This is a genomic window from Rhizobium sp. WSM409, assembly GCF_057653825.1.
This window is the reverse complement of record NZ_CM172794.1, coordinates 113,287-132,612: the sequence shown is the minus strand read 5'-3', so window position 1 is coordinate 132,612 and position 19,326 is coordinate 113,287. Positions and strand designations below refer to the sequence as shown.

Sequence of the window (19,326 nt, the reverse complement as noted above, 5' to 3'; positions counted from 1 at the left end):
CCATGCAGATCGTTCTCACCCTCTCCCTCGTGGCCGCGGCGATCGGCAGCGGCCTCGTCGCCGGCATCTTCTTCGCCTTCTCGACCTTCATCATGACCGCCTTCTCGCGGATCCCGGCGGAGCAAGGCATTGCGGCGATGAACTCGATCAACGTGACGATCGTCCGCTCGCCCTTCATGGGCCTCTTCGTGCCGACGGCGATCCTCTGCCTCGTCATCGCCGTGCTCGCCCTGATCGACTGGCGCGGCGGGGCATCCTTTCTGATGCTGGCGGGTGCAGCCCTCTACATTTTCGCCTCCTTCCTCTCGACCATCATCTTCAACGTGCCGATGAACGATGCGCTGGCAAAGGTCGGCGGCAATGGGACGGAAGCGGTTCAGCTCTGGGCCACCTATGTCAGGGACTGGACGTGGTGGAACCATGTGCGGACCATCGCCTCGCTACTCGCCTCGGTCGCCTTCGTGCGGGCGTTGATGATCGTCTGAATGGTTGCTTCCCGGCGATCCAACGCGCCTTTCAGGAATCGGGTGGTTGGCCCCGGGCGGGCATGCGATGTTGGGCAATCGCCGCGAAAGGACCGTCATGTTTACGCTTCACGATTATCTGCCGTCGCAAAATGGCTGGAAGGTCCGGGTTTTGCTCGGCCTGCTCGACATGCCCTATCACAGCCGTATCGTCTCGATCTTCGAGGGCGAGAACCGCACCGAGACGTTCCTGGAACTCAATCCGGTGGGCGCCATCCCGGTTCTCGAACTCGACGATGGTCGTGCGATCGCCGAATCCAATGCGATCCTCACTTTTCTTGCCGAGGGCACGCGCTTCTTGCCGTCAGATCACTATCTGCGCGCCAAGGTCATGCAATGGCTGTTCTTCGAACAGTATCATGTCGAGCCGGTCATCGGCTCGCTGCGCTTCTGGACGTTGACGGGACGGCTGGAGCGTAACCAGAGCATGGTCGCGGGCAAGCGCGAAGCCGCAGCCCGCGCGCTTGCCGCCATCGATCGCAGGCTGACCGACAGCCTGTTTCTTGTCGGCCAGCAGCTGACGATCGCGGATATCGCGGTTTACGCCTATAGCCACCGGGCCGAGGATTGCGGCTTTTCTCTCGCAGCCTATCCTACGTTTTCTGCCTGGTCCGGCCGCGTTCGGGATGCCATCGGCGCCGATCATCCGGTCTATCCCTATAGTATGGACCCACATTCGGCCGGCTAAGACAAAGTCCTACTCGTTCCGGCTATTTGCCAGCATCCCGGGTGCGGAACGCGCGCCAGGCTGAGATCACAGCGAGCAACAAGAACAGCCCTGCCAAACCAGCCCACAGAGAGCCGCCTTGCGTTAGATTGTCACCGTCGGGAGTGAGGCAACTGGATAGGGCTTGCGATATGCAACCTCGGAACTTCCAGTACCTTTCATAGAATAACCATCCGAAAAAAATCGACAGAAACGTTAGGACGAAGACTGGAAGGTATTCATTTTGCTCCTCTCGGCAGGCATGCCCGCGACCCACGGCGCCGTCCCGCGCCAGCGCCCCGGAGCGCCGGCATTCAAGAGAGCCTCATCCTTGTACGTTGCCGTTGCTGTATAAAGGGGCTGTGCGGCGGGGATGCGTGTCATCCTTGGGTCTTGAACTCGTACCTCAGCAAGCATCTCCGTCGCCATGTCTTCGCTCGAACGGTTGGTTGGGCTTCGAGCCCGCGTTGCAAGGAGGAGCAGTCATGCATATCCAGCAATCTTTCATGGTCGGTATCGATGTCTCGAAGGCCCATCTCGACGTTGCCGTTGAGGGCAAACGCGCCGTTGTCCGCTTCGACAACAATGCGCCAGGCTGTGCCGCACTCACTGCGGCAGTGGCCGGCGCAGAGCTTGTCGTCGTCGAGGCGACCGGCGGTTACGAGATGGCAATCGTCAGAACGCTTATGGCCGCCGGTATTGCCGTCGCCGTCGTCAATCCCCGCCAGGTGCGCGACTTCGCCAGGGCCAGCGGTCGTTTGGCCAAGACCGATCAGGTCGACGCCCGCGTCACGCTCCACTTCGCCAGAGCGATGCGGCCGGCACAGATCCCCCATATCGACGACGGCCGCATCGCGCTTGCTGCGCTTGTCACCCGCCGTCGCCAACTCATCGACATGGCGGTCGCCGAGAAGAACCGCCTCGAGCATGCGCCTGAGGCCGTCGCAGCGCTGATTGGCGAGACCCTCGCCGCCCTCAGGGCTCAGCTCGCCCGCGTCGATGCCGCCATCGCGCTCGCCATCGAGGCCGAGCCCGACATGGCCGCACGCCGCAATCTGCTGCTGACCGTGCCGGGCATTGGCGAGGTCAGTGCCGCCGTGCTCATCGCCGAACTGCCCGAACTCGGCGCCATCGACGACAAGAAGCTCGCAGCCCTCGTCGGCGTCGCCCCCATCGCTCACGACAGCGGCACATGGCGTGGACAACGCCATATCGCCGGCGGCCGCGCCACCGTCCGATGCGCCCTCTATATGGCTACGCTCTCGGCCATCCGTTGCAACCCGGCCATCAAGACCTTCCACAAAAGGCTGCGCGACGCGGGCAAACCGCCCAAGGTCGCCATCGTCGCCGCCATGCGAAAGCTCATCATCATGATCAACACTATTCTTAAAAGACGAACCCCATGGAACCAGCCCCAACAACACGGTTGCTGAGGTGCCCCGCAAGGGGCCTCGAAGGACGAGGCGGGCGTTCCGGCGTCGGATCTATGCAGGAAGCAGTGTTGCCGCATATCCTTCGAGGCTTCGCCCTGCGGGCTGCGCACCTCAGGATGAGGTACGTTGGAGGGTACCGCGGCTCCCTCTTCTCCCCGCCGGGGAGAAGAGACATGTGGCAGCGCCTTGCGTCTCTCCTTAGCCGGAGCGTGACTAAAGACGAGTTGGCCGGCTACTTCTGCTCGCAAAAGGCGATGCGGTTGCTGAAGGGGTCGATGACGGTCATCTCGAGCCCCCACGGCGCTTGCTCGACGCCGGGCTTCATGTAGCGGTAGTCCTTGCCTGAGAGCTCGGCGTGATAGGCCCTGATATTGGCGACGCGGACGAAGGCCTTGGCGCCGGGGCTGGCGTCGCCGGAATGTTCGCTGAGGTGCAGCGCCATGCCGTCGCGCGAGACCTGGCAATAGAGTGGGAAGTTTTCGCCGAAACGGTGCTCCCAATCGAGATGGAAGCCGAGAAAGCCGCAATAGAACTCCATGGCCTTTTCGACAGAGAAGATGCGGAAGATCGGCATCGGCGGCTCGATGCCGATGGCAGAGGGGTTAGCCCCCGCCGCATCGATCTTTGCCGAGAGGATATTCCACTGATCGAGCCCGAACTGCCGGGCGACGATTTCGAGCGTCTCGCTGTGGGTGAGCGAAATGTCGCGGTCGGCAAGGGCCTGCCGCAATGTCTTTGCCATGAGCTTGGCATCGCGAAAATCGCGCATGATGTCATCCTTCCGTTGGCGGCAAACAGGAAGATCAGTGCCCGCGTCTGCTGACCCGTTCGCCATCGATCGCCAAACGGCAAGGGATGTGAAGGATGTTGTCTGGATACATTCACCTTAACGCAGAAGCGTCGCGGGGCGGCTGGCCGCATCCGGCCGAGGGCGATAATATGAGAGGGTCGGTCAGGAATCAAGACGCGGTGCGTGTTGCCTCGACGGGAACCGCCTTGAGGTAGCTGGCAAGCTCGACCCGGTTGCGGCCGGCGCGCTTGGCGACATAGAGCGCCTTGTCGGCGGCACTCAGCATGGTGTCGAAATCCAAGCTCTTCGAACGGCCGGGGGCGACGCCGACGCTGACCGTGCATGTCAGCACCTCGTCGTCGATATGGATCTCGCGCGCCTCGAACGCCCGGCGGATGCGCTCGGCCGTCAGTTCCGCCCGGCCGGGCATGATCTCCTTCAGCACCAGCACGAATTCCTCGCCGCCGAGCCGGGCAGCGGTGTCGCCGGTGCGGCAATGCGCCGAAAGTTCGCCGGAAAAGACATTGAGCACGCGGTCGCCGGCGGCATGGCCGAAGCGATCGTTGACGGATTTGAAATGGTCGATATCGAAGACGATGACGGCCGTCGTCGTTCCCATCGGGCGCGTGCCGTATTGGTCGAAGAGGGCGCGGCGGTTGAGCAGGCCGGTCAGCGGATCGGTGATCGCATCGAGGCGATGGCGGGCAGCGAGCCGCCATTGATGCAGCGCCAGCGACAGCGCGCCGATCCCGGTCATGCCGGCGATGCAGACGGCAAGGCTCAGATCTTCGGCCCAGTTGCTGGGGGCTTTGCCGAGCACCAGCTTGCCGTCTGAAATCAGCACCGCGGCGCAGAGAACGAAGGAGATCGCCGTCAACGTATAGAGCACCGTGATGCCGAGGAGCGGCGCCGGTGCTTCGGCACGGGCGAGCCAGTATTGCCGGGCGGTGGCAAAGAGCAAAAGGGCGATGGCAAGATTGTCGGCGATGAAGGCCAGGCCGTCATAGCCTGACAGCATCGGCACGACGGAGAAGACCATCGCCGCAAGCGCGCGGATCGCGATGGCGGGGAGAGACACCCGGCCGGTGAGGAATTGTTTGCCGGCCCCCCAGATGGTGGCAAAACCGGCATGAAACAGCACGAAATTGGCGACGCCGAGCCATGTCTCCGGCGTATCGACATAGGCGCTATAGACGAAAATGCCGCTGACGACGAGGACAAGGCCGACGGTGGCGGTGAGCAGCACGGTTTCCGAGCGACGGACAAGCCAGCTGCCCATCAGCGTCACCGCAAGGCAGGCCGCGGAGACGCCGAGCGCCAACAGGAGGGAGTTATAGTCAAGCATCATGCTTTTCAGTCTCCGCAGCTATTGTCGCTTCGAATGGCAGCTTATGGGTCCGCGAGGAGGAATGTCTTATGCATCCGTTAACAAATGATGCACCGCACAATACAAATGTTACGCGTTTAACGTCGCGCCGAAGTTTAAGATGAATATTCTATTTAAAATTGAAATCTGAAAGCTTACGCCTGCTGTACCACCTGCCAATGCAGGGGAAACATCGGATCGAACACCGTCACGGGACCGGCGCCGGTTTCAATCCTCGCGGGAAAGACGACCGGGTCGGCCTGCCTCGCCAGGGTGATGCGCTCCTCGTTCGGCTGAAGCCCGTACCAGGCCGGCCCGTTCAGCGACACGAAGGCTTCGAGCCGCTCCAGAGCGCCCTCCTGCTCGAAGACATGGGCGAGGCAGCTCATCGTATTGACCGAGGTATAGATGCCGGCGCAGCCGCAGGCGCATTCCTTCAGCGGATCGACATGCGGGGCGGAATCCGTGCCGAGGAAGAAGCGGGCATCACCGCTGACGGCCGCCGCACGCAAGGCCAGCCGGTGGTTTTCGCGCTTGGCGACGGGCAGGCAGTAATAGTGCGGGCGGATGCCGCCGACGAGGATGGCGTTGCGGTTGATGATCAGATGGTGGGTGGTGATCGAACCGGCGAGATTGCCCTTGGCCGTCTTGATGTAATCGACGCCATCGGATGTCGTCACATGCTCCATCGTCACCTTCAGCTCCGGCAGGCGCTGGCGCAGCGGATCGAGCACGGTTTCGATGAAGACGGCCTCGCGATCGAAGATATCGACCTCCGGCGTCGTCACCTCGCCATGGACGCAGAGCGGCAGGCCGATCTTTGCCATGCGCTCCAACACCGGCATCGCCTTTTCCATATCGCGGACGCCGCCATGCGAATTGGTCGTGGCGCCGGCGGGATAAAGCTTGACGGCGGTGATGAGGCCGCTGTTCTTCCCCTCCTCGACGTCATCGGGGCTGGTATGTTCGGTCAGATAAAGCGTCATCAGCGGCTGGAAGCGATGGCCATCAGGCAAGGCCTTGAGGATACGTTCGCGATAGGCCTTGGCGTCAGCTGACGTGACGACCGGCGGCACGAGATTGGGCATGATGATGGCGCGGGCGAAGGTGCGGCTCGTATCGGCGATCACGCCCTCCAGCATGGCGCCGTCGCGCAGATGCAGGTGCCAGTCATCAGGACGGCGGATGGTGATCGATTGCATGGCAGGCCTCCGAAGCGATGCGTCTGCCGTCTCGATAACACTAAAGCGCGCCGCATTGAAATTGAATCATGCGACGCGCTTTAGCTCTTTTTTCCTGCGTGTCGCGCGGTATTACGCCAGCGCGATCTCCAGCGTCACATCGGCCGGGCGGCGGTTTTCGAGGATCAGCCGGCCGTTCGGCAGGTCGTTGCCGTAGACCTTGGCGTTGGCGGCCTCCTCGGTGAGGTTGTAACCGCGCCAGCGCGCCCAGAGCCGCTCCTCGAGCACCTCGATCGGCGGCGCCAGCATGATCGAAAAGTCGAAGACGCCTTCGAGTTCGGCCCATTTGCCCAGCGAAAAGAGCAGATAATTGCCCTCGACGATGATGAAGCGGTGATCCGGGGAAACGGGGCGAGCCGACGCAATGGCGAGTTCACGCGAGCGGTCGAAGACCGGCACCAGAACCTCCTGATCGGCCAGCCTGACGGCGCGGATGATATCGAGGAAACCGCGGACATCGAAGGTCTCGGGAATCCCCTTGCGCGCCAGCAGGCCGCGTTCGATCAGGATGGCGTTGTCCATGTGGAAGCCATCCATCGGCAGGACTTCGGCACTTTCGCCCTTGGCCTTCAGCGCTTCCGCCAGATTGTCGGCCATGGTCGATTTGCCGGCACCCGGCGGTCCGGCGATGGCGACCAGGAAACGCTTGGAATGGCCGGCGCGGTCAAGCACCTCGCCGGCGATTTCATCGATGCGTGCATTCATGCGGCGACGGGCTCCGTCGGCACCGCCTTGGCGCCGGTCATGAAGGCGACGGCGTCGGACATGGTGTATTCCTTCGGATCGATCACCGTCAGCCGCCGGCCGAGACGGTGGATATGGATCCGGTCGGCCACCTCGAAGACATGCGGCATGTTGTGGGAGATCAGCACGATCGGCAGGCCGCGGGCGCGCACGTCGAGGATCAGCTCCAGCACGCGGCGGCTTTCCTTGACGCCAAGCGCGGCCGTCGGTTCATCCATGATGATGACCTTCGAGCCGAAGGCGGCGGCACGGGCGACCGCAACACCCTGGCGCTGACCGCCGGAGAGCGTTTCCACTGCCTGGTTGATGTTCTGGATGGTCATCAGGCCGAGTTCGGACAGCTTGTTGCGCGCCAGCTTTTCCATGGCCGGCCGGTCGAGCATGCGGAACATCGAGCCGAGCACGCCCGGTTTGCGGATCTCGCGGCCGAGGAACATGTTGTCGGCGATCGACAGCGCCGGCGACAAAGCAAGATTCTGATAGACGGTCTCGATGCCGGCGTCGCGCGCCTCCATCGGCGAGCGGAACTGCACCTGCCGGCCTTCGAGGGTAATCACCCCCTCGTCCGGGGTAACCGCGCCCGATATTGCCTTGATGAGCGAGGATTTGCCGGCGCCGTTATCGCCGATGACGGCGAGGATTTCACCCGGATAGAGGTCGAAATCGGCATTGTCGAGCGCGGTCACGCGTCCATAACGCTTGACGAGACCGCGGGCGGTGAGAAGGGGTTCGCGAGCCATGATTACACCGAAACCTTTCTGATCCACTGATCGATGGCGACGGCGGCGATGATCAGCACGCCTGTCAAAAGGACTTTCCATTGCGGGTCGGCGCCGAGCATGTTGAGGCCCATCGACACGACGCCGACGATCATCGCACCGAAGAGCGTGCCGAGAATGGAGCCGCGGCCGCCGAACAGCGAGATGCCGCCGATCACCGTCGCGGTGATCGCCTGGAGGTTAAAATCGGTGACGGCCGACGACGGCGAGATCGAGCCGTTGCGGCCGATCGAGACCCAGGCGGCCAAGCCGGCAATGACACCCGAGATGGCGTAAACGGTCAGCAGCACCTTCTTGGTCTGAATGCCCGAGAGCTTGGCTGCCTCCGGATCGTCGCCGACGGCATAGACATGCCGGCCCCAGGCGGTGTGATTGAGGACATACCAGAGCACCAGGACGAGCAGCACCATGGCGATGACGCCGAGGGTCAGCACGGCGCTGCCGAGCTTGAAGCTCACGGCGAAAAGATGCAGCAGCGGCGCCTTTTCGTCGACGTCGGTATCGCGGATCGTCTCATTGGCGGAATAGATGAAATTCGTCGCCATGACGATGTTCCAGGTGCCGAGCGTGACGATGAAGGGCGGCAGCTTCATGTAGGCGACGAGGAAGCCGTTCAGCAATCCGCAAAGGCCGCCGACAAGCATGCCGGCTGCGACCGCGATCGGCGTCGGTATGCCGTAGGTGATGGCGACATTGCCCATGATGACCGCCGAGATCACCATGATGACGCCGATCGAAAGATCGATGCCGGCGGTCAGGATGACCAGCGTCTGGGCGGCGCCGAGAATACCGACGATGGCGATCTGCTGCAGGATGAGCGTCAGCGTATAGGACGAGAAGAACCGTCCGCCGATGGTGATCCCGAAGATGACGATCGCCAGCACCAGCACGATCAGCGGCACGGCGGCCGGCGTCGAGTGCAGAAAATGCTGCGCGCGCTTGATCAGCGAGACTTTCTCGTGCTCGAAGGAGGCAACGCTCTTGTCGCTGCCGTCGAGGACACGTTCGAATTCCTGTGTTCCGGTCATGGTTCCTCCTCCGCATCCGCGCGCCGAACTCGCGCGGGGGCCGTCACCGATATCCATCCGGTCTTTGATTAGCCGGTTCGTGAGGCGACGGCACATCGTCCGTCGAAAACGGCCGGGGATCAAGCCCCGGCCGGTCTGCTTTCAACAATCAGGGCTCAGCCCCAGCACTTGTCCGTGCCTTCCTTGGTGTCGATCGACTTGACGCCGGAAACCGGCTTGTCGGTGACGAGCGAGACGCCGGTGTCGTAGAAGGACTTGCCTTCGGTCGGCTTCGGCTTTTCACCGCTGTCGGCGAACTTCTTGATCGCTTCGACGCCAAGGGCTGCCATCATCAGCGGATATTGCTGCGAGGTAGCGCCGATGACGCCTTCCTTGACCGACTTCACGCCCGGGCAACCGCCGTCGACCGAGACGATCAGCACGTTCTTTTCCATGCCGACGGCCTTCAGCGCCTGATAGGCGCCGACAGCGGCCGGCTCGTTAATCGTGTGGATGACGTTGATGCTCGGATCCTTCTGCAGAAGGTTTTCCATGGCCTTGCGGCCGCCTTCTTCATTGCCGTTGGTCACGTCATGACCGACGATACGAGCATCGTCCTCGTCGCCGATCTTGTTCGGGTCCTTCGGATCGATGCCGAAGCCCATCATGAAGCCCTGGTCGCGCAGAACGTCGACCGTCGGCTGTGACGGCGTCAGGTCGAGGAAGCCGACCTTGGCATCCTTGGCCTTGTCGCCCATCGTTTCTTTGGCCCACTGGCCGATCAGCTTGCCGGCGAGCAGGTTGTCGGTGGCGAAGGTGGCGTCGGCGGCATCGGCCGGCTCGAGCGGCGTGTCGAGCGCGATGACCAGCAGGCCGGCATCACGGGCCTTCTTGACCGAAGACACGATGCCCTTGGTGTCGGAAGCAGCAATCAGGATGCCCTTTGCGCCGTCGGCAATGCAGCTTTCGATCGCGGCCACCTGGCTTTCGCTGTCACCGTCGACCTTGCCGGCATAGGACTTCAGCGAGACGCCGAGTTCCTTGGCCTTGGCCGTCGCACCTTCCTTCATCTTGACGAAGAAGGGGTTGGTGTCGGTCTTGGTGATGAGGCAGGCAGCAACGTCAGCCGCCATAACAGGAGCGGAAAAGGTGACACCAAGCGCGAGCGCGCCGAAAGCGAGAACAGATTTCTTCATGGAACTCCTCCCAGAGTTTGCCGGCGCCGCCCCTGCGGGGCCGGAAGCTTAAGATATGACACTTCGCCGTGGATCGCTAATGCCTCCCAGCGGTCCCGTGCCCTTGACGACGGCAATTAAGAGCGAAAAGAAATCGGCTTGTCAATAAATAAATCCAATTGAATTATTAATTCGATGTGGCATGCTCCATCGAATTCGGGCATAGGCCAACGATCGGGAGGAGCGGCCATGTCGACCTTGGATGGACCGGAACACACGCCGGTCCCGCCACCAATTCTGAATCCGGCCGGAGGTGCGAACCAGGTCAGGGTGCGAGCCTATAACGAACGGCTCGTGCTGTCGCTGGTGCGTCTCTACGGCACGCTGTCGAAGGCCGATATCGCGCGTCGCAGCGGACTGTCGGCGCAGACCGTCTCCGTCATCATGCGGGTGCTGGAAAAGGAAGGGCTGCTGTCGCGCGGGGAACCGGTGCGCGGCCGTGTCGGCCAGCCGTCGATCCCGATGCATATCAATCCCGATGCCGTCTATTCCTTCGGCCTGAAGATGGGCCGGCGCAGCGCCGATCTGGTGCTGATGGATTTCGTCGGCCGCATCCGCATGCAGCTGCACCGGACCTATGCCTATCCGCTGCCGGATGAAATCCTCGCCTTCGTCACCTCGGGCATCCGGGAGCTGGAAGACCGGCTCGACGACAAGCAACGTAGCCGCATCGCCGGCCTCGGCATCGCCGCCCCTTTCGAGCTCTGGAACTGGGCCGAAGAGGTGGGCGCCCCGCCGGGCGCCATGGAGGTCTGGCGCGACGTCGACCTGCAGGCCGACATCGCCGCCCGCGTCTCCCATCCGGTCTTCATGCAGAACGATGCGACCAGCGCCTGCGGCGCCGAACTGGTCTTCGGCGTCGGACCGTCCTACCCAGATTTCGTCTATTTCTTCATCGGCTCCTTCATCGGCGGCGGCATCGTGCTCAATTCGGCGATCTTTTCCGGCCGCACCGGCACGGCGGGCGCGATCGGGCCGCTGCCGGTGCGCGGCAAGAACGGCGAGACGATGCAGCTGCTCGAAATCGCCTCGATCTTCGTGCTCGAAAACATGCTGCGCGAGCGCGGCATCGATCCCGAGCCGCTCTGGTATTCGGCCGACGGCTGGGTGGATTTCGGCGAGCCGATGGAAGCCTGGATCCAGGACAGCGCCAAGGCGCTGGCGCAGGCGATCGTTGCCGCCGCCTCGATCGTCGATTTCAGCGCGGCTGTGATCGACGGCGGCTTTCCCGATTGGGTGCGCAGCCGGGTGGTGCAGGCCACGATCGACGAAGCCGCCAAGCTCGACCTGCAGGGCGTCGTCATGCCCGAAATCATCGAGGGCGCGGTCGGCGCGCAGGCGCGCGCCATCGGCGGCGCCAGCCTGCCGATCTTTGCGCGTTACCTCACCGACCAGAACGTACTCTTCAAGGAGGTAGACCATGCTGAAAGGACTTGACCCGCTGCTGAGCCCGGAGCTGCTTTTGACGCTTCGCGCCATGGGTCACGGCGACGAGATCGCCATCGTCGACGGCAATTATCCGGGCGTCGAACATGCCCGCCGGCTGATCCGGCTCGACGGCCACCACCTCATCCCGGTCCTCAATGCCGTGCTCAGCGTGCTGCCGATCGACGACTTCGTGGCGGAAGCGATCTTCCGCTCGACCGTCAAGGCCGAGCGCGACAAGCTCGACCCGGTGCATGAGGAGATGATCGACTGCTGCGCCCGCCACGAGCCGCACCGGCAGGTGGTGCCGCTGATCGGCCAGGATTTCTACGGAAGGGTGAAGACCGCCCATGCGTTGATCCAGACTGGCGAGCCCAGGCTCTATGCGAACATCATCCTGCGCAAGGGCGTGATCTATCCGAAAGAGCCGGGCACCCATGCCGCGGCCGGAGTCGATCCGTTCGTCTATTAGAATAATTCCGGCAAAAGTGCACAGCGGTTTGGTCGTCGGTAAGCTTTGGCTTTCGGTCCTGCTGAAGGTCAGTCTTTCGCCATTCGTTCGATGGATGTTATGGTGCGGCGGTTGCGTTGGTCCGCCGCGCCGGCAAACCGCTCGGCAAGCCAAATGCTGCGAACGGCGCCTCACCACCAGGAGCGGACGTCGCGCGGCTCTATGGACACGTGCGGGATCAGGCCGGTGAAGCGATGAGGAGACGGGTCTCACATGGCACCAGACATGAGCACGGTCCCTCGTCGCAGCACCACTGGTCTGCGCAAGTTTCTGGATCCTGAGCAGCAGCGCGATTGGGTAGAAGGCGAGGCGGATTTGATCGACGCCGAAGAGCGCTCGGAGTCCCTGGAACAGCGGTTCAAATACGTCGCCCGGTACGAGAAGCTGCTTCGTCGCCCGCAGGCGCAAGACGTTCTGGAAATTCTCAGGGTATATGGGCAAACCTGCATCCCCATCCCTCGCAAGACCGAGCGTCACTACTGGTCGGTTTCTTGTCTGCCCTCGACCTCAGACAAGCCGCTCATCCGCGTCAATGCGAGCTGGATGGAGCTTTTCACGCTCTATGCCGACGGCGAGGGCCTGCGTGCACGATTCCTCGTGCATCTTTCGCATTTCACTACGGACCATTCACCCGCGCAGGGCGATGTCGACGAGCCTTTTCTCGAGGACTGCGTCACGACGCCCGAAGACGTCGGTTATTTTTTTCCGCGCGGCGAGGACATTTTCGGCATCACTGTGCGGGGCTCGGCCTCGATCCGCAAATTCCTCGCGGAGCGCCGCATCTTGCGCGCCATTCGGACTTTCAATGTGACGCACATGAACCGAGGTCGGAACGCCTATCAGGCGAGCCACTGCTACAGCCTGGCGGATACCATGCTGGCAGATTGATCGCTCCGGGATGCGCCCGGCACCCATCCGGGGTCTGACGGCGGTCGGTTCGATGCCGATCCTCCGGCGGATTCTTCAGCCGATCGAAAGAATGGCTGTGTGCAGCGACCGATGGACCGGAACCGAATCCTCATCCAATTTGCGGCAAAGATATCCATTGTGCGCAGCGAAACTCCCGTGCCTTCGCAAAGGCAATCCACCATTAACCTACCAGGCGCATAGACGATCTTTGGGATTTGTCGGTGCTGCGCGGCTTCATCAGCCACTGCGATACCGGCCCTCTTAATTCCGCCCGAATGAATTGAGGCGGTCTTCGATCACGGCGTAGGACCGCCGATGCCGTGAAGTTGCGCCATCCGTCATCGGCATTCGGTGATACGAGCGTACCAAACTGGCCATGACGGCTCTTCACACAACAGGAGCCTGTTCATATGCCTCGCAGCCAACCAACCAGACCGCAGATCGAGATCGTTGCCTGGCTCGCGATCTTCCTGCTTCTCTTCTGCCTATCTTGGCTCTTCCAATGGCATGAAGGGCTGGATGAGTTTATCGAGAAGCATCATGACTATCCGCTGGACCACGCGCTCCTCGCCCTGAATATCTCCGGGTTTCTCGGGCTCATCTATTCCGCGCTGAGGATCCGGGATCTTTCGAGGGAGGTTCATCGCAGGCTGCAGGCCGAAAAGAACGTAGACTGGATTGCCTGTCACGACACGCTGACCGAACTGCCTAACCGCAGATTTCTGGATTCTATATGCGCGCAGGCGATGAGCGATCAGAGGGCACAAGAGACCTATGCCGTGTTCAGCATCGATCTCGACGGCTTCAAGAAGGTCAATGATCTCCTGGGGCATGATCACGGTGATGCGGTGCTGAAGACTGTTGCTCAGCGGCTCTCTTCCCTCTTTCCCCGTGAGCGCGTTTTCCGCCTTGGGGGAGACGAGTTCGTTGTTCTGGCGCGGCGCACTGGAAATCCCGATCTTGTTGCGTTGGGGAACCGCATCGTGACCGTGATCGGCAAGCCGTTCACATTCAATGGTGTCGCCGTCGACCTCGGCGCCAGTGTCGGCTTCGCGCTTTTTCCGGAGAACGGCGATGACCTCGGTCAGGTCATTCGACATTCCGACTGTGCGATGTATGTCGCCAAAAAGCAGGGGCGCAATCTGGTGAAGCCCTTCGTGCCTTCGATGCAGGACGAGTTGGCGAAGCGGGTCCGGCTGGAAGCTGATCTGAGAGCAGCCATCAAGAAGGCAGAGATCGTTCCCTACTATCAGCCGCTCGTGGACCTGAAAACGAATAGGATTATCGGCTTCGAGGCCTTGGCACGCTGGAAGACGGCCTCCGGCGAATTCATCCCACCGAACGAATTCATTCCGGTGGCAGAGGAAGCCGGTCTGATCGTCGAATTGACAGACCAGCTGCTTCGCCACGCCTGCGCCGATGCGCTTTCCTGGCCAAATGAGCTCGTCCTGTCATTCAACCTTTCTCCGATCCAACTAAGCGACCGACTGCTGGGGCTTAGAATTCTCAAGATATTGGGCGATGTCGGTCTGCCGGCGCACAGGGTCGAGCTTGAGGTGACGGAGAGCGCCATCATCCAAGACGCCGTCACTGCGCGAATCGTCCTCGACGATCTGGTGAACGCCGGCGTCAGGATTGCTCTCGACGACTTTGGAACAGGTTATTCCAGCCTCTCACAACTATCCAACTACCGGTTCGATAAGATCAAGATCGACAGGAGTTTCGTCTCTTCATTCGAAACCAATGATAAGCAGGACAAGGTGATCAAGGCCATCATCGCTCTCGGTGCGGGACTTGGCGTGACGATAACCGCCGAGGGTATCGAAGAAGAGAGCCAGCTTCAGCGGCTTCAGGATCTGGGTTGCGACATCGGCCAAGGATATCTGCTTGGTAGGCCAGCCCCGGCCGCGGAGCTTGCCACAGATCACGTCAGCACTAGAATTTTGCAACGCGGTTGATGGGCCGCGGCGTGTCGGATTCAGCCGCGAGATGCTCGAGGCTGTCGTCGAACAAGCGCTGTCCACCTGGCCGACCGGCCGTCCATGCTCTCCGAAACATCATCTTAAAGCTTAAGAGAGAAGCACGCCGGCCGTCGTCGCCTCCGTGACATCCTCGGGTCAAGCGGCGCATCCAACGAAGCATCGTGCGGACGCTGACACCTCGCCAGCGCCCGGAGCGGCGGCGTTTAAGAGAGCCTCATCCTGAGGTGCCCCGCAGGGGCCTCGAAGGACGAGGCGGGTATTGCGGCGCCGGATCATGCAAGGAGCGGCGTTGCGGCGTGTCCTTCGAGGCGATCCTGCGGATCGCACCTCAGGATGAGGTATATTGGAGGGTGCCGCGGCTTAGCTCTCTCTTCTCCTCAACGGGGTCCGGGTTGGAGTGAGGGGGTCATCGGGACGAAAAGAGGGACCAACATCTGTCGACCCCCCGTTTTTGCCGACGCAGGCAACAGATCCCGATTCAGGTGTTCAAGCCGCCATCCACTGTGAGGATGGTGCCGGTGATGTGCCTTGCAGCAGGGCTTGCGAGGAAAGCCACAGCAGCCGCCACATCTTCCGGCTCGCCATAACGGCCAAGTGGGATCAGGGCACGCTGGAAATCGGCGAAGTCGCCATCGGCGGGATTCATATCGGTGTCGGTCGAACCCGGCTGAACGAGGTTTACGGTGATATCGCGAGATCCGAGTTCCCGCGCGAGGCCGCGGGTAAACGAGTGGAGCGCGGATTTTGTCATGTAATAGACCGTGCCGGTGTCGCCGACGATGCGTTCGGCGCCGACCGAGCCGATGGTGATGACGCGGCCTCCCGCCTGCAGATAGGGAATGGCGGCCTGCGAAGCGAGCAGAGGCGACCGCACATTGACATCCAGCAGCGCATCGATCTGCTCGACGCTGACGTCGGCGATCGCACCGTAAAGCGCGATTGCGGCATTGTTGACGAGAATGTCGAGACCGCCAAGTGCCTGGGCGGCCTCGTCGACCGAGCGCTTCACGGCCGCCGGATCGGCGCTGTCGGCCTGGATGGCAAGCGCTTTGCGGCCCTTGCCCTCGATCGCTCGGACGACTTCGGCGGCGCGATCGGCCGAACGCTCATAGGTTATGGCGACATCCGCGCCTTTGTCGGCAAGCGCCAATGCGATGGCGGCACCGATGCCACGCGAGCCACCTGTGACCAGGGCACGCTTTCCAGCCAGTTCTGTCATGATCTTCTCTTTCTGTAGTGATCGACACATAAATAGCTAGGCACGTTGCGATGGGGTGTCAATGGGTTTATATAATGATCGATGCAAAAATCGGATGAGACCTCGAACGTCGATGAAACCCCGACCCGCGGGCGCGGACGGCCGCGGGCGTTCGATCGGGAAGCAGCCTTGGCGCAGGCGACCCGCCTGTTCTGGATCAAGGGCTTCGAGGCGACCTCGATCGCCGACCTCACCGAGGCGATGGGGATCGGATCGCCGAGCCTTTACGCGGCATTCGGCTCGAAAGAGGCGCTCTATGCCGAGGCGCTGCGCCACTATCGCGACAACAACGAGGCGCTCGTCTGGGGAGGCTTCTTTTCCGCGGGCACGGCCCGTGAGGCGGTGAGGTCGTTTCTGATGGATTCGGCCGCTGCCCTGACCGGCTGTGTCGTGGATATTCCCCGCGGCTGCATGGTGGCGCTCTCTTCGGTCGGCAGCGAGGGCCATGTGGAACTCGGCGAACTCGTGCGAGCCGCCCGCGCCGTCACGCTCGACCGCCTGAAGCTGCGCCTGAACCAGGCGATATCAGAGGGCGAAATTCCCGTCTCGACCGACGTCCATGCACTCGCCCGTTTCGTCCAGACCGTTCAGAACGGCATGTCGATCCTGGCCCGCGACGGCGCGACCCGCGGCGAACTGGAGGCAGTCGCCGAGTTGGCCATGCTGGGTTGGGACACTCGAACCGGGGATTCTGAGCGCAGGCAGACTTACGCCGATCATGCGTAACCTTTAGGCAGTCGGTCGCGGAAGCTCCGTAGGATCGTTGGAGCGTGCCGCTGCCCCTCATCCGGCTGCCGCCACCTTTGTAACTTCCCTTTACCCGCTCTTGGCGCTGTAATGCCTGTTGCGGTGGCGGATGGAAGACCGATGCACCTTTGGGACACCAAGCCCGTGGGAGAGCGTGGGTCTCCATCCGCTGTTCCATTGAACCCGAACAGTCGCCAGGGCCGCTTGCGAAGGCAAAGCCCGATTAGGCAAGGATGGGATCAGATGGAAAAGATCGTTGGCATCGATGTTTCGAAGGATCGGCTCGACGTGGCGGTCCTACCGCAAGCGGAAGCCTTTGCCGTTAGCAATGACCATGCCGGCATCGATGAACTGATTGATCGGTTGAAAACCATCGGCGCCGATGCGATCGCGCTTGAGGCGACGGGTGGCTACGAGACGCTGGCGGTGGCCGGGTTGTCATCGGCAGGATTGACGGTCCTTGTCGTCAATCCGGCGCAAGTGCGCGCCTATGCCCATGCGATCGGCCGCAAGGCCAAGACCGATCCGATCGATGCCGCCGTCATCGCCGCCTTCGTTCTGGCGACGAAGCCCGAGATCCGGCCGTTGCGCGATGCCGAGACGCAGGCTCTTTCCGAGCTTGTGGCCCGCAGGCGCCAGATCGTGCAGATGATCGTGGCCGAGGAGAACCGGTTGCGCATGGCGCTGGCAAAGCAGGCGCAGAAAAGCATCAAGCGCTTGCTGAAAGCCTTGCGGCGCGAGCTCGAAAGCCTCGATGCCGATCTCGACAGCCATATCCGCAAGTCGCCGGTCTGGCGGGTGCGCGAGGCGCTGTTGACCTCGGTGCCGGGTGTCGGAGCGACGACAGCGCGCACGCTGCTGGCCGAACTGCCGGAGCTCGGCAGCCTCGACCGGCGCCAGATCGCATCGCTGGCTGGTCTTGCCCCATGGACGCGGCAGTCGGGAAAATGGAAAGGCAAGAGCTTCATCGGTGGCGGCAGAGGCAAAGTGCGCGCCGTCCTATTCATGGCCGCCCTCGTCGCCAGCCGATACAACCCCGACCTCAAGGCCTTCCGCGACCGGCTGGTCGCGGCCGGCAAGCCCAAGATCGTCGCCATCGTCGCAACCATGCGCAAGCTACTCACCATCCTCAACGCCATCATCAGGGACGGACGACCATGGCAAACCGCTTGACAAACAAGACAGTCGCTCTCCCCGCCTGCGGGGAGAAGGGCATATGCCGCGACCTTTCCGTTCCCCATTGGCCTCTTGCATGGCACGTCCCCTCTCCCCGTTTTTACGGGGAGAGGGTTAGGGTCATATGCGCTAGGTTAAGCGAGCGTGTAGATCGTCGCATTGTTTTCGGCGTCGTCGCGGCGGCTCACAGAGGTGGCGACGACTTCGCGTGACGAGATTACAGACGGCCTGCCACAGAAGTGGTCCGCGGATGGCGGCGCAAATGGTGGCCAGGGCGATCTTCATGAGACGCCAGCGCGATGGGCTTGCCAATGGGGGGCTAGCCAGTGGGGTTGCCACATCCAGAGGGGGGAGAGTCCGGGACTTGCCCGGCAATCTGTTCGGCGATGATGGCGACGATCAGTCTGGCGTAGAGCCATGCCCGGGCCAGTTCCGGCTTCTTGGCCGGCAAGCTGTCGAGGCCGGCCAGGCTCTTGAACCGTTTGAACGCCAGCTCGATTTGCCAGCGGAAGCGATAGAGGGTGAGGATATCGGCCGGCGGGAAGGTGGTGGCCGGCAGCGAGGTCAGCAGCAGAATGTACTTCGCCGCCTCGAGACTGCGCGGATCGGGTTTTTTGCCGTGCTTGCGGGCGGCTTTGAGCAGACGCTCCTGCTCGGCTTGGGCCTGTTGCGGATCCTTGCGTCGGACAATGAGGCGCAGGGCCAGCGGCGGTGGTGGCGGCGTCCCCGTCATGCCTTCGTGGACACGAACCTGCACCTCGCCTTCCTGCTCTTGCTGAGCGGCGAGTGCGGCAAACAGATCAAAGGGCTCGCCATTCGTCTGCAACAGGCGCAACGAGTTCCAGCCGGTCCGCACGATGAAGTCTGCACCGGCGTCGATCACCGGCCGCAGGTCGCGCGGTCTTGCATAGTAGCGATCGGCCAGCACGATATCGCCGGGTGCGTAGGTAAGGCGCTGAAGGTTCTCGGCACCATGGATGTCGGTCAACTCAAGCTGATCGACCTGAGCCGTTGCCAAGTTGTAGCCGACATGTAACCGCCATGTCGTGCGGTCAGCGCCTGGATGGCAAATCGACGTTCCATCGAGCACACGCAAGCGATATCCCGCAAAGCGCCCCGTCGGCACTTTGGCCTGTTCGGCAATCAGCGCGGCCACGATGTCGCCAAGCCAAGGCGCCGCTTTGCACAGCCGCTCAAGCAGCGATGGGTCTGACAAACGGGCGATCCCGCCCGCTTCGGCCCATGCACAGGTCTCGCGTAGCGACATGCCAAGGCCGCCATAGGCAAGTGCCAGCCGCAACAGCGTCTCGGCATTCTTGATTTCCCGCACCCGCGTAAAAGCACCGCGCAACCGCGCCGTTGCTTCCAAGTCAAAACCCGCCGGAAGCCGCTCGCGCACTTCCGGCCAATGATCCAAAACCTCAGGACGAATCTTCATCCAAAGCTTGAATCACAACCAGATTCCTTATGTCCAGGGCTAAACCTAGCGCATA

The 19,326-nt window shown here is 62.1% G+C and carries 18 protein-coding genes; 9 read left to right on the top strand and 9 right to left on the bottom strand.

Translation table 11 applies throughout. From position 1 onward, the window contains the following. The first annotated feature begins 2 nt into the window (after window positions 1–2). From AC25BC_RS00690 to AC25BC_RS00680, 3 genes are all read left to right on the top strand, one after another. Entirely contained in the window at window positions 3–485 is a 483-nt protein-coding gene (locus tag AC25BC_RS00690; RefSeq protein ID WP_260687418.1) for an anthrone oxygenase family protein, read from the top strand. A gap of 97 nt (window positions 486–582) precedes the next feature. After that, a complete protein-coding gene (locus AC25BC_RS00685) occupies window positions 583–1,212 on the top strand; it encodes a glutathione S-transferase family protein (protein WP_012755867.1) in 630 nt (209 codons plus the stop codon). Window positions 1,213–1,715: 503 nt separating this feature from the next. Then, the gene (locus AC25BC_RS00680) at window positions 1,716–2,663 is read left to right on the top strand and encodes an IS110 family RNA-guided transposase (protein ID WP_012755866.1); all 948 of its coding nucleotides are present in this window, start codon (window positions 1,716–1,718) and stop codon (window positions 2,661–2,663) included. A 232-nt stretch (window positions 2,664–2,895) separates the two neighbouring features. Here AC25BC_RS00680 and AC25BC_RS00675 read toward each other — a convergent pair whose 3' ends face one another. The 7 genes from AC25BC_RS00675 to AC25BC_RS00645 form a co-directional block, all read right to left on the bottom strand. Next, a complete protein-coding gene (locus AC25BC_RS00675; protein WP_012755865.1) occupies window positions 2,896–3,432 on the bottom strand; it encodes a glyoxalase superfamily protein in 537 nt (178 codons plus the stop codon). 190 nt (window positions 3,433–3,622) lie between these two features. Next, window positions 3,623–4,801, bottom strand: a complete 1,179-nt coding sequence (locus AC25BC_RS00670; protein WP_012755864.1) for a GGDEF domain-containing protein — start codon at window positions 4,799–4,801, stop codon at window positions 3,623–3,625. 173 nt (window positions 4,802–4,974) lie between these two features. Further along, window positions 4,975–6,021 carry a dihydroorotase gene (gene pyrC / locus AC25BC_RS00665; protein ID WP_012755863.1) on the bottom strand — a complete coding sequence of 349 codons (1,047 nt, stop codon included), beginning with the start codon at window positions 6,019–6,021 and terminating at the stop codon, window positions 4,975–4,977. 111 nt (window positions 6,022–6,132) lie between these two features. Then, a complete protein-coding gene (locus AC25BC_RS00660; protein ID WP_012755862.1) occupies window positions 6,133–6,765 on the bottom strand; it encodes a nucleoside triphosphate hydrolase in 633 nt (210 codons plus the stop codon). Further along, the gene (locus tag AC25BC_RS00655; protein WP_003556145.1) at window positions 6,762–7,544 is read right to left on the bottom strand and encodes an ATP-binding cassette domain-containing protein; all 783 of its coding nucleotides are present in this window, start codon (window positions 7,542–7,544) and stop codon (window positions 6,762–6,764) included. The genes AC25BC_RS00660 and AC25BC_RS00655 overlap by 4 nt, the downstream gene beginning before the upstream one ends. Before the next feature lie 2 nt (window positions 7,545–7,546). Further along, the gene (locus AC25BC_RS00650; RefSeq protein WP_012755861.1) at window positions 7,547–8,611 is read right to left on the bottom strand and encodes an ABC transporter permease; all 1,065 of its coding nucleotides are present in this window, start codon (window positions 8,609–8,611) and stop codon (window positions 7,547–7,549) included. A gap of 155 nt (window positions 8,612–8,766) precedes the next feature. Beyond that, on the bottom strand, window positions 8,767–9,786 hold the full coding sequence (locus AC25BC_RS00645; RefSeq protein ID WP_003556143.1) for a sugar ABC transporter substrate-binding protein: 1,020 nt from the start codon (window positions 9,784–9,786) through the stop codon (window positions 8,767–8,769). A 228-nt stretch (window positions 9,787–10,014) separates the two neighbouring features. Between AC25BC_RS00645 and AC25BC_RS00640 the strand changes: the two genes are divergently transcribed. The 4 genes from AC25BC_RS00640 (at window position 10,015) to AC25BC_RS00625 (ending at window position 14,628) form a co-directional block, all read left to right on the top strand. Beyond that, complete coding sequence (locus AC25BC_RS00640; RefSeq protein WP_012755860.1) at window positions 10,015–11,262, top strand: ROK family transcriptional regulator; 1,248 nt, start codon at window positions 10,015–10,017, stop codon at window positions 11,260–11,262. Next, window positions 11,246–11,722: an RbsD/FucU family protein gene (locus tag AC25BC_RS00635; RefSeq protein WP_012755859.1), complete on the top strand. Its 477-nt coding sequence runs from the start codon at window positions 11,246–11,248 to the stop codon at window positions 11,720–11,722. Before AC25BC_RS00640 ends, AC25BC_RS00635 begins: the two co-directional genes overlap by 17 nt. A 252-nt stretch (window positions 11,723–11,974) precedes the next feature. Then, window positions 11,975–12,649, top strand: coding sequence for a hypothetical protein (locus AC25BC_RS00630; RefSeq protein ID WP_012755858.1), 675 nt, complete (start codon window positions 11,975–11,977; stop codon window positions 12,647–12,649). Window positions 12,650–13,080: 431 nt separating this feature from the next. Then, entirely contained in the window at window positions 13,081–14,628 is a 1,548-nt protein-coding gene (locus tag AC25BC_RS00625) for a putative bifunctional diguanylate cyclase/phosphodiesterase (RefSeq protein WP_012755857.1), read from the top strand. Between the two features lie 502 nt (window positions 14,629–15,130). On the opposite strand, the gene AC25BC_RS00620 is transcribed toward AC25BC_RS00625, so the two are convergent. After that, window positions 15,131–15,871 (bottom strand): SDR family NAD(P)-dependent oxidoreductase, encoded by a 741-nt coding sequence (locus AC25BC_RS00620; RefSeq protein WP_012755856.1) that lies wholly within the window; start codon window positions 15,869–15,871, stop codon window positions 15,131–15,133. Window positions 15,872–15,952: 81 nt separating this feature from the next. On the opposite strand from AC25BC_RS00620, the gene AC25BC_RS00615 reads away from it, so the two are divergent. Beyond that, window positions 15,953–16,636 carry a TetR/AcrR family transcriptional regulator gene (locus AC25BC_RS00615; RefSeq protein WP_012755855.1) on the top strand — a complete coding sequence of 228 codons (684 nt, stop codon included), beginning with the start codon at window positions 15,953–15,955 and terminating at the stop codon, window positions 16,634–16,636. 264 nt (window positions 16,637–16,900) lie between these two features. Continuing rightward, on the top strand, window positions 16,901–17,830 hold the full coding sequence (locus AC25BC_RS00610; RefSeq protein ID WP_222077623.1) for an IS110 family RNA-guided transposase: 930 nt from the start codon (window positions 16,901–16,903) through the stop codon (window positions 17,828–17,830). 322 nt (window positions 17,831–18,152) lie between these two features. Here the strand turns inward: AC25BC_RS00610 and AC25BC_RS00605 are convergent, their stop codons facing one another. Beyond that, entirely contained in the window at window positions 18,153–19,271 is a 1,119-nt protein-coding gene (locus tag AC25BC_RS00605) for an IS4 family transposase (RefSeq protein ID WP_017993194.1), read from the bottom strand. Between the last annotated feature and the right edge of the window lie 55 nt (window positions 19,272–19,326).

Bases quoted from the DNA above. Each gene is read 5' to 3' on its own strand.
- AC25BC_RS00640 (WP_012755860.1), top strand. From the start codon at position 10,015: ATGTCGACCTTGGATGGACCGGAACACACGCCGGTCCCGCCACCAATT.
- AC25BC_RS00690 (WP_260687418.1), top strand. From the start codon at position 3: ATGCAGATCGTTCTCACCCTCTCCCTCGTGGCCGCGGCGATCGGCAGC.
- AC25BC_RS00670 (WP_012755864.1), bottom strand. From the start codon at position 4,801: ATGATGCTTGACTATAACTCCCTCCTGTTGGCGCTCGGCGTCTCCGCG.
- AC25BC_RS00675 (WP_012755865.1), bottom strand. From the start codon at position 3,432: ATGCGCGATTTTCGCGATGCCAAGCTCATGGCAAAGACATTGCGGCAG.
- AC25BC_RS00625 (WP_012755857.1), top strand. From the start codon at position 13,081: ATGCCTCGCAGCCAACCAACCAGACCGCAGATCGAGATCGTTGCCTGG.
- AC25BC_RS00645 (WP_003556143.1), bottom strand. From the start codon at position 9,786: ATGAAGAAATCTGTTCTCGCTTTCGGCGCGCTCGCGCTTGGTGTCACC.
- AC25BC_RS00620 (WP_012755856.1), bottom strand. From the start codon at position 15,871: ATGACAGAACTGGCTGGAAAGCGTGCCCTGGTCACAGGTGGCTCGCGT.
- AC25BC_RS00660 (WP_012755862.1), bottom strand. From the start codon at position 6,765: ATGAATGCACGCATCGATGAAATCGCCGGCGAGGTGCTTGACCGCGCC.
- AC25BC_RS00685 (WP_012755867.1), top strand. From the start codon at position 583: ATGTTTACGCTTCACGATTATCTGCCGTCGCAAAATGGCTGGAAGGTC.
- AC25BC_RS00630 (WP_012755858.1), top strand. From the start codon at position 11,975: ATGGCACCAGACATGAGCACGGTCCCTCGTCGCAGCACCACTGGTCTG.
- AC25BC_RS00680 (WP_012755866.1), top strand. From the start codon at position 1,716: ATGCATATCCAGCAATCTTTCATGGTCGGTATCGATGTCTCGAAGGCC.
- AC25BC_RS00655 (WP_003556145.1), bottom strand. From the start codon at position 7,544: ATGGCTCGCGAACCCCTTCTCACCGCCCGCGGTCTCGTCAAGCGTTAT.
- AC25BC_RS00635 (WP_012755859.1), top strand. From the start codon at position 11,246: ATGCTGAAAGGACTTGACCCGCTGCTGAGCCCGGAGCTGCTTTTGACG.
- AC25BC_RS00605 (WP_017993194.1), bottom strand. From the start codon at position 19,271: ATGAAGATTCGTCCTGAGGTTTTGGATCATTGGCCGGAAGTGCGCGAG.
- pyrC (WP_012755863.1), bottom strand. From the start codon at position 6,021: ATGCAATCGATCACCATCCGCCGTCCTGATGACTGGCACCTGCATCTG.
- AC25BC_RS00610 (WP_222077623.1), top strand. From the start codon at position 16,901: ATGGAAAAGATCGTTGGCATCGATGTTTCGAAGGATCGGCTCGACGTG.
- AC25BC_RS00615 (WP_012755855.1), top strand. From the start codon at position 15,953: ATGCAAAAATCGGATGAGACCTCGAACGTCGATGAAACCCCGACCCGC.
- AC25BC_RS00650 (WP_012755861.1), bottom strand. From the start codon at position 8,611: ATGACCGGAACACAGGAATTCGAACGTGTCCTCGACGGCAGCGACAAG.